The sequence below is a fragment of the Aeromonas sp. 19NY04SH05-1 genome (genome assembly GCF_040581895.1).
Lineage (GTDB): Bacteria > Pseudomonadota > Gammaproteobacteria > Enterobacterales > Aeromonadaceae > Aeromonas > Aeromonas enteropelogenes.
This window is the reverse complement of record NZ_CP095328.1, coordinates 876290-892257: the sequence shown is the minus strand read 5'-3', so window position 1 is coordinate 892257 and position 15968 is coordinate 876290. Positions and strand designations below refer to the sequence as shown.

Here is a 15968-nt window from a genome sequence, read left to right as displayed (position 1 = left end):
AAAAAGCAGTTTTTTAAAGGAGAAAAAATATGCAGCTAAACCTGCTAGAGAAGCGGATGAGTGATATACGGCTGGTACCCAAGGTAGTACTGCTGATGGTATTCAGTACCTTGTTGTTGCTCACCAAGCTCTGGTTCGATGCCAACAATCTGGAAGCCACCCTGCTCAGCGAAGGGCTGGATCCGGACAAGGCAAATGCCATTGCCGACCGCCTGCTCTGGACCGGTCTGATGGAGACGGCCATCATGGGGCTGCTGTTCGTGATCCTGCTGCTGACCGGCTCCCGCCTGATGGTGAAGCAGGTACATTATCTGGTCGGCCTGCTGGAGCGCTTCGCCAAGCGGGATCTCAGCCACAAGGTGCTGCTCCACTCCCGCGATGAGTTCGGTGACATTGCCAAGGCGGTCTCCCACTCCCAGGAAAACCTCAAGGCGGTGTTTGGCAACCAGCGTGCCGCCTGCAAGGAGCTCAACGAAATCGCCTCCCAGGTAACCCTTTGCATGGAAGAGGCCAACGAGGCGATCAACGAAGAGTTCGGCCAGATAGAGCAGCTGGCCAGCGCCATGAGCCAGATGGTCGGCGCCATTCGTGAAGTGGCGGCCCATGCGGAACAGGCCTCCCATGCCACCACAGAAACCAGCCAGCTGGCCGAAGAGGGCAGCCGCTGCGTAGCGGAAACCGTCAACACAATCGACACCCTCTCCGGCAACATCCAGCGCTCCGCCACTGTGGTCAATCAGGTGGAACAGGGGGTGGATCGCATCGGCTCTGTGGTCGACACCATTCGCGGCATCTCGGAGCAGACCAACCTGCTGGCGCTGAATGCCGCCATCGAGGCAGCCCGCGCCGGTGAGGCCGGTCGTGGCTTTGCGGTAGTCGCCTCCGAGGTACGCGAGCTGGCCAACCGGGCCCAGGCGGCCACCGTCGAGATCCAGAAGATGATCGAACAGCTGCAGGGCAATGCTGCCCAAGCGGCCGAGCTGATGTCCCAGAGCGTGCAACAGGCGGACAAGGGAGTAGAGCAGGTCACTCGCGCGGGGGATCAACTCGCCACCATAGTGCAGCGGGTGCAAGGGGTGGCCGACATGAACCGCCACATCGCCGCCGCCTCCGAGCAACAGAGCTCGGTGGCCGAAGAGATGCGCGGCAACCTGGAGCAGGTCAAGCAGATCGCCGAAGGCTCCGTGGTGGTACTGCGGGAGCTGCAGGAGGCCTCCGAGCTGGTGGAGCAACACAGCAAGGATCTGGACAGCCAGATCAACTCCTTCAAGCTGACCTGATCCCGCTCCGGAGCCTGCTCAGCCAGGCTCCGCCACACAAAACTGCAACCATAAAAAAATCCGAAACATGGCGTTTCGGATTTTTTGTATCTGGTGTCCAGCCGGGCAGGTATCCCGCCCGGCCTGACGATGGCCAGCTTACTCGGCAGCCATGCGCGCTTCGATATACGCCAAAGCGCGATCGATGCGGGCGAGCACGCGCTCCTTGCCCACCAGCGCCATCACGGCGTCGATGGCCGGGGACTGACCCAGACCGGTCACCGCCACGCGCAGCGGCATGCCGACCTTGCCCATACCCTGACCCAGCTCGGCGGCAGTGGCTTCAATCAGCTCGTGCAGCGCTTCGGTAGTCCAGGTATCCAGGGCAGCCAGCTTGGCCTTGGCCAAGGCTAGGGGCTCGGCGGCGACGCCACGCAGATGCTTCTTGGCAGCCGCTTCGTCGATAGCTTCATACTCTTCGAACAGATAGCGGCTCTGGGCGGCCATCTCCACCAGGGTATTGCAGCGCTCGGCCAGCAGGGTCACCACGTCGGCCAGGGCCGGGCCATTGCTGGTGTCGATCTTCTGGTCGGCCATGTGCCAAGCCAGGTGCTTGGCCACATAGGCCGGATCCAGGCTGCGCATGTAGTGGTTGTTCAGCCACAGCAGCTTGTCGGTGTTGAACGCGGAGGCGGACTTGGAGATGGCATCCAGACTGAACAGCTTGATCATCTCTTCCAGACTGAAGATCTCCTGATCGCCGTGGGACCAACCCAGACGCACCAGATAGTTCAACAGAGCCTCCGGCAGATAGCCGTCGTCACGGTACTGCATCACGGAGACAGCGCCGTGGCGCTTGGAGAGCTTGGCACCGTCGTCACCCAGGATCATGGAAACGTGGGCAAACTCCGGCACCGGCGCGTTCAGCGCCTTGTAGATGTTGATCTGGCGCGGGGTGTTGTTGATGTGGTCTTCACCACGCACCACGTGGGTGATCTCCATATCCCAATCGTCCACCACCACGCAGAAGTTGTAGGTGGGGGCACCGTCGGTGCGGCGGATGATGAGATCGTCGAGCTCGGTGTTGGCGAACTCGATGCGGCCACGTACGTGGTCGTCGAACACCACGGAACCTTCGGTCGGGTTGCGGAAACGGATGACGTGAGGCGCATCGGCCGGGTGATCGTGATCACCATGGCGGCACTTGCCGTCGTAACGGGGCTTCTCGCCGTTGGCCATCTGGCCTTCACGCAGCGCTTCCAGACGCTCCTTGGAGCAGTAGCACTTGTAGGCGCGACCGTCGGCCAGCATCTCGTCGATCAAGGCGTTGTAGCGATCGAAACGCTTGGTCTGATAGTAGGGGCCCTCATCCCAGTTCAGCTCCAGCCATTCCATGCCCTCGATGATGGCGTCGATCGCCTCCTGGGTGGAACGTTCCAGATCGGTATCCTCGATACGCAGCACGAACTCACCGCCCTGATTCTTTGCAAACAACCAGGAATAGAGTGCGGTACGGGCACCGCCGACATGCAAAAAGCCGGTCGGGCTGGGAGCAAAACGGGTTTTGACTTTCATCTTTAAGCCTTGTGTAGAGGGCCTTGGGCCAATGCGTAAAAAAAAACCGTCGCATTTTAGCACCGACAGTGACGGATGGGAAAACCATGAGGGTGCCGGACAAGAAATAAGCGGTCGATAGGGCATGCCCATCAATTTTTGAAGAGGATCGCAAAACCGTTCAGTTTTTTCCGCTTTGCTAGGCAGCATTGCTGGAGAAGCCTCCCGCCCTGCCGATAATTCAAACAACTTTCCACGTCACAAGGAACGCACGATGCAGTTTCGTTCTATCCAGAATCGTATTCTGGTAATGGCCGGGATCGCCATGACCACCGCCCTGGTGATCCTGATCCTGCTCAACCACTACTCGGGCCAACAAACCCAACAGCTGACCATCAGCTCCAGCCGCGCAGCCCTGCAACAGGAGGCCTGGCAGAAAGTCAGCGCCAACGCCCGTGCCGAAGCGGCCGCCATCACCCAGTTGCTGCAAAAGGGACTCTCCTACACCCAGCAGATGGCCAGCGCCCTCGCCCTGCAGCAGGAGGGCAAGCTGCCCCTGACTCGCCAGCAGGCCACCGATCTGCTCAAGGCCCAGCTCGCACTCGAGCCGCAACTGTACGGCGCTTTTGCCGGTTTCGAACCGAGCGGCTTCGATGGCCAGGACGCCAGCTTCGCCGGCCAGAGCGCGCTCGGCAGCGATGACAAGGGTCGCTTCGTGCCCTATTTCTATCGTGACAAGGATCAGATCGGCACGGATCTGCTGCTCTCCATCGAGAAAACCGACCCCGACGAGTTCGGCAATCCGGCCAACGACTACTACTCCTGTCCGAAACGGGAGGGACGCTCCTGCCTCATCGATCCCTTCAAGGTGGACATCAACGGCCAGCAGGTGTTGGTCAGCACCATCACCACCCCCATCATGGTGGGTGGCCAGTTCAAGGGGATCGCCGCACTGGATCTGGCGGTAGACTCCATCAGCCGCCAGGCCAAGACCCTCAACAGCAACATCTATGAGGGCAAGGGCGAAACCCTGATCGTCAGCGCCGCCGGTGTCATCACCGGCACCAGCGGGGATGCCAGCCTGCTGGGTGGGCGGGCCGACAAGGTGCTCGGCCAGCAGTGGCAACAATATCTGAAGCCGGAGGTTCAGCGTCAGGAGCTGAACGATTCATTCCGGATCTCGGTGCCCATCATGGTGCCGGGCATGGCCCGCAACTGGGCCATCATAGTCACCCTGCCCTACAAGGTAGTGCTGGCGGGCGCCGATCAGCTGGAAGCTCAACTGAGCGACATGAACCGGGCCGCCATGACCCAACAGCTGGTGGGTGCGCTCATCGTGCTGGTGCTGGCGCTGGCCACCATGCTGGTGATCGCTCGCAGCATCACGGGCCCCATCCGTCAGATGGTCAGCCTGGTGGATGACATCGCCGACGGCGAAGGGGATCTCACCAAGCGCCTCACCACCCGCTCGGTGGACGAGCTGGGGGATCTGGCCAAGGGCATCAACCGCTTCATTGACAAGCTGCAGGGGCTATTGGGCGATGTGCTGAAAACTGCCAGCGAGGTGAACCGTCACGCCGGTGACACCGACCGCATCGCCGGCCAGACCGACAACAACCTGCAGCATCATCAGGCAGAGATGGAACAGATGCTGACCGCAGTGCAGGAGATGTCCTACGTCAGCCAGGAGGTGGCCACCCACGCCAACAACACCGCCGACTCGGCCAAGCAGGCCCAGAGCGCGGCGGATCAGGGCAAGGTACGCTTCCAGCAGGTGATCCAGTCGATGCACAAGGTCGCCGCAGAGGCAGGGAAAGGGGCCGAGGTAGTGGAAGGGCTGGCCCACGACAGCGAGCAGATCACCAGCATCCTCACCGTCATTCAGGGCATTGCCGACCAGACCAACCTGCTGGCGCTCAACGCCGCCATCGAGGCGGCGCGCGCCGGCGAGCAGGGCCGCGGCTTTGCAGTGGTGGCCGACGAGGTACGCAAGCTGGCAGGCAACACCCAGCAGGCGGTGCAGAACACCCAGGAGCTGATCGAGAAGATCCGCCACAGCTCGGCCAACGCGGTCAACGCCATCAACCAGAGCCAGCAGCTGACCCACCAGGCGGTAGGCGAGGCGGATCTGGCGGAAGAGGCACTTGGCAGCATCTATCAGGCCATCTCCACCATCAACGACATGACCTACCAGATCGCCTCTGCCGCCGAGGAGCAGAGCTCGGTTTCCGAGACCGTCTCCGGCAATCTGTCAAAAACCAACGCACTGGCCAACGACATCGCCCTGGATGCGACCGAAACGGCCAAAGCCAGTCAGGCTCTGCGTCAGGCCGCAGAGCGATTGCAGCAATTGTTGGGACAATTTCGTCTCAGCTGATAATTTTCCTCTCACGGACTCTCCCCCTCGGGGGCGAGTCCGTTTACCATAGGCAGCGTATTTGCCTGATGGCAGGCAATGTAGTGAGAGGTAAATGCCGTGCCCACCCCGGACCGTCGCCCACGTGGCCATAACAGACGAGCCCAGCAGCGTCGCCAAGACGAATCACAAGGATCCCTGCTCCATCGTATCAATGCCGCAACCCTGCCCCTGCGCCAGCGCATCGGCCAGGGTATGAGCCGCTTTGGCCAACGTAGCCAGGAACCCAAGGCCGCCAGGTTCAAGCTGAGCAGCCCGCTGCCCCGCAAAAACACCATAGGGCTGCTGATCCTGACCCCGCTCTGGTTGCTGGTGCTGGCCTGGGAGCCGGCCCCCAGTGCACCAACGGTGGCCCCGTCAGGTTCACTCGATATTCCCCTTGCCGTACCCAGCCAGGCACTGACTGTCGGCAGCACCTCTTCGGCAGTTGCCGCCAAACTGGCGGTGGAAGAAAAGGTCAACGGTACCTGGTTGCAGCACGAAGTGCAGGCTGGCGAGACCCTCTACTCCATTTTCCGCAAATTCGAGCTGCCGGGGGTGGAACTGAGTCGCCTCATCGCCATCGAAGGGCCGGATCGTCCGCTGACCCGGCTGCAATCCGGCAAATCGGTCTTCATCCTGGTGGACGAAAATCGTCGCATCCAGCGGGTGGAAATTCGCTCCTACGGCCAGGCCATCTATCGCTACGATCGGCAGGGCGAGGGGTTCGCCCTCAAGGAGTAAGAGAAGCGGGAGGCCAGGCCTCCCGTTTTTTTATGCCGTTTTCCCTCAAATAAGCTGCTGACTTCACAATATTTTTAGCTTGTTCAAAAAACGAAAGGGGCAAAATTGACAAGGGTAGGTGCTAACGTACAATCGTTTTTGCTTTAGACAGGGATTGTTCTGCGTGCTACTGGGACAATGAGACGTGGTCAGTCATGAGCCAACCCCTGCAACAAGGCAAATGCAGCCCCACCGGGCTTAGTTTCATATTGTTATAGATAGGATTTAGCACATGTCTGACATTCGCACCGGCCAGGTCAAATGGTTCAACGAAACCAAGGGTTTTGGCTTTATCGAGCAATCCCAGGGTCCGGACGTATTCGTTCACTTCTCCTCCATCCAGAGCGCGGGTTTCAAGACCCTGGCTGAAGGTCAAAAAGTCCAGTTCACTGTGACCCAGGGCAAGAAAGGCCCGCAGGCCGAGAACGTCACCGTTATCTAAGCCCGTGCCAGCGAACCCGTAGGAGGAGCCGCCGCCCCTCCTATTTTTTTGTCCGTCGTTTTCAGCTCCCCCGCCACGGGTCATGATCCCGTCCCCTACGACCAGCCACGTACAAACCCGGTTTGCAAAAAATGGAAAAGCCGATCTGGGCAAACGCCAGATACGAAAAATCATCGCAGCGCGATGTCATTGATAAATCAGGAGGAGTGATAGGACTTCGAGGAGAGATTGGAGCGGGAAACGAGACTCGAACTCGCGACCCCGACCTTGGCAAGGTCGTGCTCTACCAACTGAGCTATTCCCGCAACATGATGTCATTTGCAAGTGATTGGAGCGGGAAACGAGACTCGAACTCGCGACCCCGACCTTGGCAAGGTCGTGCTCTACCAACTGAGCTATTCCCGCAACGGAATGTCACTTACAAATTTTTGGAGCGGGAAACGAGACTCGAACTCGCGACCCCGACCTTGGCAAGGTCGTGCTCTACCAACTGAGCTATTCCCGCAACAGAATGTCATCTGCAAATGTTTGGAGCGGGAAACGAGACTCGAACTCGCGACCCCGACCTTGGCAAGGTCGTGCTCTACCAACTGAGCTATTCCCGCAACGGAATGTCATCTGCAAATGTTTGGAGCGGGAAACGAGACTCGAACTCGCGACCCCGACCTTGGCAAGGTCGTGCTCTACCAACTGAGCTATTCCCGCAACAAAGGGTTGTCTTTAAGCGAAATGATGATTGGAGCGGGAAACGAGACTCGAACTCGCGACCCCGACCTTGGCAAGGTCGTGCTCTACCAACTGAGCTATTCCCGCATCGGGCTGGTTTGCACCAGTGTCATCATCAAATTTTGGAGCGGGAAACGAGACTCGAACTCGCGACCCCGACCTTGGCAAGGTCGTGCTCTACCAACTGAGCTATTCCCGCAACTGCCTTAAAACAGGCCGTACAGCATTTGGTTGCTTGCGCTACTGTACGGGAGCCGAATTATAAGAGCAGTCATTCCAATTGCAAGGGCTTTTTTGTCTGGTTGCGCGCGTTCGCTCAAAAGCTGGCCGAACTGTCGATTTTAGCAACCGGGAGACCACAAGCCCTTGCCGCAGACTCAGATCTTGAAGACGTGGCTGCGGTAAAACTGCAGCTCGGCAATGGATTCGCGAATGTCGTCCAGCGCCTGGTGGGTACCGCTCTTCTTGAACTGATCCAGCAGCTCCGGCTGCCAGCGGCGTACCAGCTCCTTGATGGTGCTGACATCGACGTTGCGATAGTGGAAGAAGGCTTCCAGATCGCTCATGTGCTTGACCATGAAGCGGCGATCCTGGCCGATGCTGTTGCCGCACAGCGGGCTGGTGCGCTCCGGTACCCACTGGCGAATGAAGTCGAGGGTCTCGGCGACGGCTTTCGCCTCGTCGTGCTGGCTCGCCTTGACCCGGTCCACCAGACCGCTCTTGGTGTGGGTATTGACGTTCCAGTCGTCCATCTTGGCCAGCTCTTCGTCGCTCTGGTGGATGGCGATGACAGGCCCTTCGGCCAGCACGTTCAGGTCCTTGTCGGTGACGATGGTGGCGATCTCCAGTACCACGTTCTCTTCAGGGTCGAGACCCGTCATCTCCATGTCGATCCATACCAGGTTCTGCGCGCTGACTGTCATGATTGCTCTCTCTATTGGGAGGAATGGCGGAATTTTGCCAAATTGCATGTATCATACTGGCTTTGGATCTGTTCATAAACTGGCGAATCGAGTGGCAAAGAAAGCAAAACTCAATCTGGGTCAACAAAGGCGCGTCCAGGCCAACCGCGAGCGGCGACTGCAAAAAGAGCACACCACTGTCGTGGATGACACCCTGTTTGGCCCGGCCATCGAGGGGGTGGTGATCAGCCGTTTCGGTCAGCATGCAGACGTAGAAGCGAGCGACGGCACCATCCACCGCAGCAATCTAAGACGCAGCAGCATCAGCAGCCTGGTGTGCGGCGACAAGGTGGTCTGGCGGCCCGGCCTCAATGCCACCACTGCGGGCGTCATTGAGGCGGTGCATCCGCGCCACTCGGTGCTGACCCGGCCGGACTTCTACGACGGGGTCAAACCCATCGCCGCCAACATCGACCAGATCATCATCGTCTCGGCGGTGATGCCCGAGTTCTCCACCAACATCGTCGACCGTTACTTGGTAGCCGCCGAGGATGTGGAGATCCAGCCTCTCATCGTGCTTAACAAGGTCGACATGCTCGATGATGCGGCCAGAGCGCGCATCGAGCGCCAACTCGAAACCTACCGCAAACTCGGTTACGAAGTGCTGCTGGTGAGTTGCGAGAGCGGCGAAGGACTCGATGAGCTGAAAGCCGCCCTGACCGACAAGATCAGCATCTTCGTCGGCCAGTCCGGGGTCGGCAAGTCGTCCCTCACCAATGCCCTGATGCCGGGGCTGGATGTGCTCACCGGCGAGATCTCCGAGAACTCGGGGCTCGGCCAGCACACCACCACCACGGCGCGGCTCTACCACTTCCCGAGCGGCGGCGATCTCATCGACTCCCCCGGGATCCGCGAGTTCGCCCTCTGGCATCTGGAAGCCGACCGCATCACCTGGTGCTTCGTCGAGTTCCGCGATTATCTGGGCGGTTGCAAGTTCCGCGACTGTACCCACAAGGACGATCCCGGCTGCGCCCTGCGCGCCGCGGTCGAAGCGGGCGCCATCAGCGCCGATCGCTTCCACAACTATCACCGCATCCTGGAAACCATGCAGGAAGCCCGTCACGGTCGCCAACAGGCACGCCTGTGACCCTGTTTAACCTACGTTGATGATGAACATGAGCATTACTGACAACCTGAAAATTGCCGGTCAATACTGTCTGCCCAAACACGCCCTCTCCCGCCTGGTGGGCAAGCTTGCCGCCGCCGAAGCGGGCAACCTCACCACCAAGGTGATCGAGGCCTTTATCAAGCAGTACCAGGTCGACATGAGCGAGGCGCTGCACGAGAGCCCTGCCCACTACAAGAGCTTCAACGAGTTCTTCACCCGTGAGCTCAAGCCCGGTATTCGCCCCCTGGTGGAAGACGCCATGACCCTGGCCCTGCCGGTCGATGGCACCGTCAGCCAGCTCGGCCCCATCAGCCAAGGCCGTATCATCCAGGCCAAGGGCCACGACTACAGCGCCCGCGAGCTGCTGGGCGGTTATGAGGATCTGGTGGCGCCGTTCAAGGATGGCGACTTCGCCACCATCTATCTGGCGCCCAAGGATTACCACCGCATCCATATGCCGCTCGATGGCGTGCTGGAGAGCATGGTGTTCGTGCCGGGGGATCTCTTCTCGGTCAACCCGCTCACCGCCGAAAACGTGCCCAACCTGTTTGCCCGCAACGAACGGGTGGTGGCCACCTTCCGCACCCCGCATGGCCCCATGGCGCTGGTGCTGGTCGGTGCCACTATCGTGGCCAGCATCGAGACCATCTGGGCCGGCAACATAGCGCCGACCAAAGAGAAGAAGGTGGTGCGCTGGGACTACACAGGCGACGAGGCCATCACCTTGCAAAAAGGTGCCGAGATGGGTCTGTTCAAGCTCGGCAGCACCGTGGTCTGCCTGTTTGGCCCGGGCATGCTGGCCGGTTTCGAGCCCCATCTGGCCAACGGGGTCACCACCCGCATGGGTCAACCCTTTGCCAAGCTGGCGGAGCAGGCATGAGCGAACGGCCCGCCTCTTCACAGAAGAACAACCCGCTGCACGGGCTGACACTGGAAGCCATCGTCACCGCCCTGGTCGAACACTACGGCTGGGAAAAACTGGGGCAGGAGATCAATATCCGCTGCTTTACCCAGGATCCCAGCATCAAGTCCAGCCTGAAGTTTTTGCGCAAGACCCCCTGGGCACGGGAAAAGGTAGAGAGCCTCTACCTCTACGTTCAGCGCAAGCAAGCCAAATCAAAGGAATAACGCCATGGCGTTCAAGATTACTTACACCTACAAGAAGCAGGCCAGGGAGATCGGCTACGCCAACGACAAGTTCAATAGCATCTATGATGCCGTTGCCGCCGCCGAAGGGATCGACCTCGCCAGCTTCCATGCCATGGAGGCGCAACTGGCCCAGGTATGCCGGCGCGACAAGAAGAGCGTGAAGGATTACCGCGAGAACTACTTCAAGGAGCTGGGCTTCTCCAACATCGTCATTGAGCGGGATCCCCAGGAATAAGTACCCAGGCGCGATGCCGGGAACCTTCAAAAAACAAAATGCCGACCCCGGGGTCGGCATTTTCATCTCTGGCACCAAGATACATCAGGCGCGGCTCAGATAGTCCGCCTGGCCCACCCACTTGTAGCTGGTGAGCTCGGTGAGCCCCATGGGACCACGGGCGTGCAGCATCTGGGTCGATACCGCCACCTCGGCCCCCAGACCAAACTGGCCACCGTCGGTGAAACGGGTGGAAGCGTTGACATAGACCGCCGCCGAACCGGCGCCATTGACGAAACGCTCGGCATTGGCCAGATCGTTGGTGAGGATGGCGTCCGAGTGGCTGGCATTGTGCTCGCGCATATGGGCCAGCGCCTCGTTGACGTCCGCCACCAGTTTGATCCCCAGGGTCAGCGACAGCCATTCGGTATCAAAGTCCTCGACACCCGCTGCGCGCAGTTGCTCGGCACCAGCCAGCAGGGGCATGGCCTCCGGGGTGGCCACCAGCGCCACTTTGCGCTCGTTCATCAGGCTCACCAGCTGAGGCAACAGACGCTCGGCAATCTTCTCGTGCACCAGCAGGGTATCGAGGGCGTTGCAGGCGGAGGGGCGCTGCACCTTGGCGTTGTCGATGAGGGGCAAGGCACGCACCAGATCGGCACTCTCGTCCACGAAAATATGGCTGATGCCGAATCCGCCGATGATGACGGGGATGGAGCTGTTCTCCTTGCACATCTTGTGCAGCCCGGCGCCGCCGCGGGGAATGATCATGTCCACGTAGCGGTCGAGGCGCAGCAGCTCACCGACCAGAGCCCTGTCCGGGTTGTCGATGTACTGTACCGCTGCCTCGGGCAAACCTGAGGCGGCCAGCGCACTCTGGATCACCCGCACCAGCTCCAGGTTGGAGTGGAAGGTCTCGCGGCCGCCGCGCAGTATGCTGGCGTTGCCGGTCTTGAGGCAGAGGCTGGCGATATCGATGGTAACGTTGGGGCGCGCCTCGTAAATCACGCCGATGACGCCGATGGGCACCCGGCGGCGGGAGAGACGCAGGCCGTTCTCCAATACCCGGCTGTCGATCTCGGCCCCCACGGGGTCATCCAGGGTGATCACCTTGCGCACGTCAGCTACGATGCCGGCCAAACGGGCCGGATTGAGCAACAGCCGATCCAGCATGGCCTCCGACAGCCCCGCCTCGCGCCCTGCAGCGATGTCCTTCTCGTTGGCAGCCAGGATCTGGGCGCTTCGCGCCTCCAGTTCGTCGGCGATGGCAGCCAGCGCCCGATTCTTCTGTGCCGTGCTGACGGTGGCCAGCTGATAGGCGGCCTCACGGGCCGCCTGCCCCATTTTTTCCAGACTCATGACTGTTCCCTTCTGTTCATGCGGATGCTGCGATCACAGCAGCACCATATCATCCCGATGAATGGCCACGGCGCCATAGCCGTAACCCAATACCTGTTCAATCTGGTCCGAATGGACGCCCTGCAGCTTGTCGAGCTCCTGATGGTTGTAACGGCAGATGCCGCGCGCCAGCTCGGCGCCCTTGGGTCCCAGGATACGCACCACGTCGCCGCGCACGAAATCCCCCTTGACCGCGACGATCCCCTTGGGCAGCAGGCTGGAGCCTTTCTCCTGCATGGCGGCCACGGCCCCCTGATCCACATGCACTTCGCCGTGGGGAGGGGGACCTGCCAGGATCCAGCTCTTGCGCCCTTCCAGCGGCGTGGCCAGGGCCGGGAAACGGGTGCCGATACGCTCGCCCTTGGCCAGGCGCCCCACTACCTCCGGCACCTGGCCGGTGGCGATCACCACGTCGATACCGGCACGGCGGGCCACGTCGGCCGCCTGCAGCTTGGTGGCCATGCCGCCGGTGCCAAGGCCGCTGACACTGCCACCCGCCAGCTTGCGCAGCGTGTCGTCTATGGTCTGCACCTCCTCGATCAGTTGGGCATCCGGGTTGGTGCGCGGATCGGCGGTAAACAGCCCCTTCTGGTCGGTAAGCAGGATCAGCAGATCCGCATCGGCCAGGATGGCAGCACGAGCCGAGAGGTTGTCGTTGTCCCCCACCTTGATCTCGGCGGTGGCCACGGCGTCGTTCTCGTTGATGACCGGAATGATGCGGTGATCGAGCAGGGTACGCAGGGTGTCGCGAGCATTGAGGTAGCGTTCGCGATCCTCGAGATCGGCACGGGTCAGCAGCATCTGGCCGATATGCAGACCATAGAGGTTGAACAGATCCTGCCATACCCGGATCAGCTGGGTCTGGCCTATCGCCGCCAGCATCTGCTTGTTGGGCAGGGTTGGCGCAAGTGGCGGGTGCCCCAGGTGCTCACGCCCGGCGGCAATGGCCCCCGAGGTGACGACGACGACGCGATGGCCGTGACGGTGCAAGGCCGCACACTGTCTGACCAGCTCGACCATATGGGCACGATTGAGCTGGGAAGACCCCCCTGTGAGCACGCTGGTGCCCAACTTGACGACTATGGTTCTGTTTTCCATGGGAGCATAAAGGCTAAAAAGTAAGGAATCCCTTTATACCCACGGCCATCAGGCCCTGCAAGGCAATTAACGTCGGAAGAAGGGGCGAAAATCCGCGAAGGGGAGAACAAGAATAACCCTGCGAGGGTGTGAGTCCCTCGCAGGGTATCGGGGATCAGGCGGCGGTGACCGCCAGTTCGTTGGTTACCTGCTCGGCTGGCGCCAGGTGGCACTCAAGCACAGTCAATCTGTCCACCAGAAGCTTGTAGAAGTGATTGAGGGTCCGTTCCACTTCTGCCTGGTGTTTCTTGGGGACGGGTTTGTCGAGCCACACCCCGTCTGCATCGTAGAAACCGAGCTGATAGTGATAACGGAAGTGATGGTCATCCTGCTCCAGTACCAGCCACCAGCCCCAGAACTCCCGCTTGTCCGGTGCCGGCTTTGCGCTGACACAGACGGACAGACAGTCGAAACGATAACGCCCCTCTTCACACAAATCCTCGCGCAGATAGGGGCCTATGGCAGCGAATTGCCTCAGCAGTCGCTTGTAGGTCACTCTTTCAGACATGTTAACCTCCCTGTTAAACAAGCCGCGCCACCTTGTGATGGCATCAGATTTTTAGCGCGACATCAGACACACAGATGTCGTTTCAACCACTCGACAATCTCCTCCATTGCCTGGTCATACACCTCCAGCAAGGGTTGCTTGTCGAACACGACCGCCTTGCCATTGCGGCTGGCCGCCGCCAGTGCCCGGACATCGCTCTCGGGACAGATGAAATCTTTCTTGTGCCCGATACTTAATATCGGCACCGAGGTGCGAGTCCCCAGCAATCCTTGCGTTTTGAGTGAAAATACCTGGCACTTGGTGCGCATGGTATCCCACTGGGCTGCATCCTCTCCCAGCCGGTTGGCCAGGCTGTCTCGCATCATGCGAGGGCATTTTGCAAAAAGCTCAGGACTGGTGAATACCTGATTGACCCCCGCCCCCACGCACACCACGGTACGCAGCTTGAAAGGCTCGATGAAGGCCAAACGCGCAGCAATATTCCCTGCAAGGCGCATGCCTACCATGGCGATGCGCTGGTGATCGACCCAGGCCACCTCGGAGAGATACTGCAGCACCGCCTGATGGAGGCGACTGGTGTCCTGCACCAGCGGCCAATGTTCGGCATAGCCGATCCCCGGCATGTCCAGCGAGAGCATGCCGATGCCGTTGGGTTCCAGCCGCTTGAGATAGAAGGCGAGGAAATCGAGCTGCAGGGAGTCGATCCCACCGCTGATGATCACCAGAGGCACCGGCTTGTCGGTGGTCGGCAGGTGCAGATAGCCCTGAATATGCTTGCCGCGAAACGGCACCTGGATCTCTTTGAGCGGCACCTTGAACAGCCGGCCCGCCTCGCGATAGGCCATGTTGCCTAAAAGCTGGGCTTGATCCGCCAGCTCGTCATTCTTGAGGTGTGGGTAGCTGGCGATGGAGTAGTAGCGCACCGCCTTGAGCAGTTGCTTCAGCGCAGCCGCCGAATCTCCCTGCTCGCGCAGTTCGCGTCCCCGTTTGAAATAGGTGCCGGCCACCTGGCTCCACTCATAGATCCAGTTGCCCGGCACATAACCCTTGATGGTATCGAAGTAGCAATCATGGGTTCGCTCCCCGGTCGCCATGGCGATGCGCGCCAGGGTCTGCTCCACTTCGACCGGATCGGCGCCCTGCCAGGCCCAGGAAGGGCGCCGCAGCAGACGATACCAGCGATTTGACAGGGAGCCATCGATAAACATCTCCTCTGACTCGCCCTCTTCCGCCGCCGGACTGGTATTGGATATCTCGGAAGTCTCCAATACCTTCTTGACGCGGGTAAACAGTCGGTCGGTCAGGTTGAGGTCGTCGTTCAAGTCCAAGGTAAAATCTCATTCATGATCAGGCAATGGTTCATCTTAACCAGATTTGTCGTCACACAGCCACCCCAGGCCCAATTGACAGACAAAAAAACAGGGCTCCGAAGTGGAGCCCTGTGAAACTGTTATTTTTCGTCGCAGATTGGCGTGGTGAACTCCAGCGCCATATCCCAAGGTTGTTCAATCCAGGTATCCTGCGGAATGGCAACCTCGAAGTCATCTACCAGCGGCTCGCCCATCGGCTTGGCGAAGATGGTGATGAACTTGGCGCGGGGATAGAGTTCGCGGATCGCCTTGGCTGTGCCACCGGTATCCACCAGATCGTCCACCACCAGCCAACCTTCACCATCCCCTGCGGTGGTCGCGGCCTTGACCACCACCAGCTCGCGCTGGTTGTCATGGTCATAGCTGGAGATGCACAGGGTCTCCACGTTGCGAATGCCGAGTTCACGGGCCATCAGGGCAGCGGGCACCAGGCCGCCACGGCTGACCGCGATGATCCCTTTCCACTGGCTGACTGGCAGTTGACGACGGGCCAGACGGCGCGCTTCACGTTGCAGGTTGTCCCACGATACATAAAACTTCTTCGGCATGTTATCGATCTCGAATAGTTATTTAAAACAATCACTTAAAATGATGGTAACCGGGACGCTTCCCCGATAACCAAGCAATGACGGCCCTTGCTCGACTGAATTCAGATTGCACTTTGGCTGCCTCAGGGCTAAGCCTCGGCAGCGGATCTATGGCAGTGGAAGCAAGATGGGCATATCCGGCGATCGGTTGCATGGAGTGCCAACACCGCGGACAGGCTGTTGGGCCGGTATGATAGCACCGTTTGCAGATAAAATGACTGGCAAACGTATGCCAAATGAAGGAAAGATCGTCCAGATTATCCCCAGATGACTCATATAAAGAGCCAAATGACCAAGCGACTACCCGTCCGGTTGACGCAAAATCCATCACAACGCCAAACAGCAGATAAAAAAATAGCAGGGAGGAGGATTTACC

At 59.8% G+C, this 15968-nt stretch carries 15 protein-coding genes and 7 tRNA genes; 8 read left to right on the top strand and 14 right to left on the bottom strand.

Going from position 1 to position 15968, the window contains the following annotated elements; translation table 11 throughout:
* Nucleotides 1-29 precede the first annotated feature (29 nt).
* Nucleotides 30-1280 (top strand): methyl-accepting chemotaxis protein, encoded by a 1251-nt coding sequence (locus tag MRK42_RS04240; protein ID WP_026455921.1) that lies wholly within the window; start codon nucleotides 30-32, stop codon nucleotides 1278-1280.
* Between the two features lie 138 nt (nucleotides 1281-1418).
* On the opposite strand, the gene gltX is transcribed toward MRK42_RS04240, so the two are convergent.
* A complete protein-coding gene (gene gltX, locus MRK42_RS04235) occupies nucleotides 1419-2834 on the bottom strand; it encodes a glutamate--tRNA ligase (protein ID WP_216992992.1) in 1416 nt (471 codons plus the stop codon).
* A gap of 253 nt (nucleotides 2835-3087) precedes the next feature.
* Between gltX and MRK42_RS04230 the strand changes: the two genes are divergently transcribed.
* The 3 genes from MRK42_RS04230 to MRK42_RS04220 all read left to right on the top strand — a co-directional run bounded on the left by MRK42_RS04230 (nucleotide 3088) and on the right by MRK42_RS04220 (nucleotide 6433).
* The gene (locus tag MRK42_RS04230) at nucleotides 3088-5190 is read left to right on the top strand and encodes a methyl-accepting chemotaxis protein (RefSeq protein WP_338611797.1); all 2103 of its coding nucleotides are present in this window, start codon (nucleotides 3088-3090) and stop codon (nucleotides 5188-5190) included.
* Nucleotides 5191-5289: 99 nt separating this feature from the next.
* Entirely contained in the window at nucleotides 5290-5952 is a 663-nt protein-coding gene (locus tag MRK42_RS04225; RefSeq protein ID WP_338611796.1) for a LysM-like peptidoglycan-binding domain-containing protein, read from the top strand.
* Between the two features lie 271 nt (nucleotides 5953-6223).
* Complete coding sequence (locus MRK42_RS04220) at nucleotides 6224-6433, top strand: cold-shock protein (protein ID WP_005297820.1); 210 nt, start codon at nucleotides 6224-6226, stop codon at nucleotides 6431-6433.
* Nucleotides 6434-6662: 229 nt separating this feature from the next.
* Here MRK42_RS04220 and MRK42_RS04215 read toward each other — a convergent pair.
* The 8 genes from MRK42_RS04215 to orn form a co-directional block, all read right to left on the bottom strand.
* A tRNA-Gly gene (locus MRK42_RS04215) sits at nucleotides 6663-6738 on the bottom strand.
* 24 nt (nucleotides 6739-6762) lie between these two features.
* Nucleotides 6763-6838: transfer RNA gene (locus MRK42_RS04210), tRNA-Gly, on the bottom strand.
* Between the two features lie 24 nt (nucleotides 6839-6862).
* Nucleotides 6863-6938 (bottom strand) — tRNA-Gly (locus MRK42_RS04205).
* Between the two features lie 24 nt (nucleotides 6939-6962).
* Nucleotides 6963-7038 (bottom strand) — tRNA-Gly (locus MRK42_RS04200).
* A 24-nt stretch (nucleotides 7039-7062) separates the two neighbouring features.
* Nucleotides 7063-7138, bottom strand: a tRNA-Gly gene (locus tag MRK42_RS04195).
* Nucleotides 7139-7170: 32 nt separating this feature from the next.
* A tRNA-Gly gene (locus tag MRK42_RS04190) sits at nucleotides 7171-7246 on the bottom strand.
* A 36-nt stretch (nucleotides 7247-7282) separates the two neighbouring features.
* Nucleotides 7283-7358: transfer RNA gene (locus MRK42_RS04185), tRNA-Gly, on the bottom strand.
* A 178-nt stretch (nucleotides 7359-7536) separates the two neighbouring features.
* Nucleotides 7537-8082 carry an oligoribonuclease gene (gene orn / locus MRK42_RS04180; RefSeq protein ID WP_201942094.1) on the bottom strand — a complete coding sequence of 182 codons (546 nt, stop codon included), beginning with the start codon at nucleotides 8080-8082 and terminating at the stop codon, nucleotides 7537-7539.
* Nucleotides 8083-8173: 91 nt separating this feature from the next.
* Between orn and rsgA the strand changes: the two genes are divergently transcribed.
* The 4 genes from rsgA to MRK42_RS04160 are packed head-to-tail and all read left to right on the top strand — an operon-like array spanning nucleotide 8174 to nucleotide 10613.
* Complete coding sequence (gene rsgA / locus MRK42_RS04175; protein ID WP_201942097.1) at nucleotides 8174-9208, top strand: small ribosomal subunit biogenesis GTPase RsgA; 1035 nt, start codon at nucleotides 8174-8176, stop codon at nucleotides 9206-9208.
* A 28-nt stretch (nucleotides 9209-9236) separates the two neighbouring features.
* Complete coding sequence (gene asd, locus MRK42_RS04170) at nucleotides 9237-10109, top strand: archaetidylserine decarboxylase (RefSeq protein ID WP_201891699.1); 873 nt, start codon at nucleotides 9237-9239, stop codon at nucleotides 10107-10109.
* On the top strand, nucleotides 10106-10357 hold the full coding sequence (locus MRK42_RS04165; protein ID WP_338611795.1) for a VF530 family protein: 252 nt from the start codon (nucleotides 10106-10108) through the stop codon (nucleotides 10355-10357). Before asd ends, MRK42_RS04165 begins: the two co-directional genes overlap by 4 nt.
* A 4-nt stretch (nucleotides 10358-10361) precedes the next feature.
* Complete coding sequence (locus tag MRK42_RS04160; RefSeq protein WP_042028274.1) at nucleotides 10362-10613, top strand: DUF2960 domain-containing protein; 252 nt, start codon at nucleotides 10362-10364, stop codon at nucleotides 10611-10613.
* A gap of 84 nt (nucleotides 10614-10697) precedes the next feature.
* Here MRK42_RS04160 and MRK42_RS04155 read toward each other — a convergent pair whose 3' ends face one another.
* From MRK42_RS04155 to gpt, 5 genes are all read right to left on the bottom strand, one after another.
* Nucleotides 10698-11951, bottom strand: a complete 1254-nt coding sequence (locus MRK42_RS04155) for a glutamate-5-semialdehyde dehydrogenase (RefSeq protein ID WP_338611794.1) — start codon at nucleotides 11949-11951, stop codon at nucleotides 10698-10700.
* 33 nt (nucleotides 11952-11984) lie between these two features.
* Nucleotides 11985-13088: a glutamate 5-kinase gene (proB, locus tag MRK42_RS04150; protein ID WP_042028272.1), complete on the bottom strand. Its 1104-nt coding sequence runs from the start codon at nucleotides 13086-13088 to the stop codon at nucleotides 11985-11987.
* A 154-nt stretch (nucleotides 13089-13242) separates the two neighbouring features.
* Nucleotides 13243-13635, bottom strand: coding sequence for a sigma factor-binding protein Crl (crl, locus tag MRK42_RS04145; protein WP_026457559.1), 393 nt, complete (start codon nucleotides 13633-13635; stop codon nucleotides 13243-13245).
* A gap of 62 nt (nucleotides 13636-13697) precedes the next feature.
* Nucleotides 13698-14963 (bottom strand): esterase FrsA, encoded by a 1266-nt coding sequence (gene frsA / locus MRK42_RS04140; protein ID WP_124239573.1) that lies wholly within the window; start codon nucleotides 14961-14963, stop codon nucleotides 13698-13700.
* A 122-nt stretch (nucleotides 14964-15085) separates the two neighbouring features.
* Nucleotides 15086-15553 (bottom strand): xanthine phosphoribosyltransferase, encoded by a 468-nt coding sequence (gpt, locus tag MRK42_RS04135; protein WP_026457557.1) that lies wholly within the window; start codon nucleotides 15551-15553, stop codon nucleotides 15086-15088.
* Nucleotides 15554-15968 lie beyond the last annotated feature (415 nt).

What these genes read in the sequence shown, in the direction of transcription:
- MRK42_RS04240 (WP_026455921.1), top strand. Translation starts at nt 30, where the DNA reads ATGCAGCTAAACCTGCTAGAGAAGCGGATGAGTGATATACGGCTGGTA.
- gltX (WP_216992992.1), bottom strand. Translation starts at nt 2,834, where the DNA reads ATGAAAGTCAAAACCCGTTTTGCTCCCAGCCCGACCGGCTTTTTGCAT.
- MRK42_RS04230 (WP_338611797.1), top strand. Translation starts at nt 3,088, where the DNA reads ATGCAGTTTCGTTCTATCCAGAATCGTATTCTGGTAATGGCCGGGATC.
- MRK42_RS04220 (WP_005297820.1), top strand. Translation starts at nt 6,224, where the DNA reads ATGTCTGACATTCGCACCGGCCAGGTCAAATGGTTCAACGAAACCAAG.
- orn (WP_201942094.1), bottom strand. Translation starts at nt 8,082, where the DNA reads ATGACAGTCAGCGCGCAGAACCTGGTATGGATCGACATGGAGATGACG.
- asd (WP_201891699.1), top strand. Translation starts at nt 9,237, where the DNA reads ATGAGCATTACTGACAACCTGAAAATTGCCGGTCAATACTGTCTGCCC.
- MRK42_RS04165 (WP_338611795.1), top strand. Translation starts at nt 10,106, where the DNA reads ATGAGCGAACGGCCCGCCTCTTCACAGAAGAACAACCCGCTGCACGGG.
- MRK42_RS04160 (WP_042028274.1), top strand. Translation starts at nt 10,362, where the DNA reads ATGGCGTTCAAGATTACTTACACCTACAAGAAGCAGGCCAGGGAGATC.
- MRK42_RS04155 (WP_338611794.1), bottom strand. Translation starts at nt 11,951, where the DNA reads ATGAGTCTGGAAAAAATGGGGCAGGCGGCCCGTGAGGCCGCCTATCAG.
- proB (WP_042028272.1), bottom strand. Translation starts at nt 13,088, where the DNA reads ATGGAAAACAGAACCATAGTCGTCAAGTTGGGCACCAGCGTGCTCACA.
- crl (WP_026457559.1), bottom strand. Translation starts at nt 13,635, where the DNA reads ATGTCTGAAAGAGTGACCTACAAGCGACTGCTGAGGCAATTCGCTGCC.
- gpt (WP_026457557.1), bottom strand. Translation starts at nt 15,553, where the DNA reads ATGCCGAAGAAGTTTTATGTATCGTGGGACAACCTGCAACGTGAAGCG.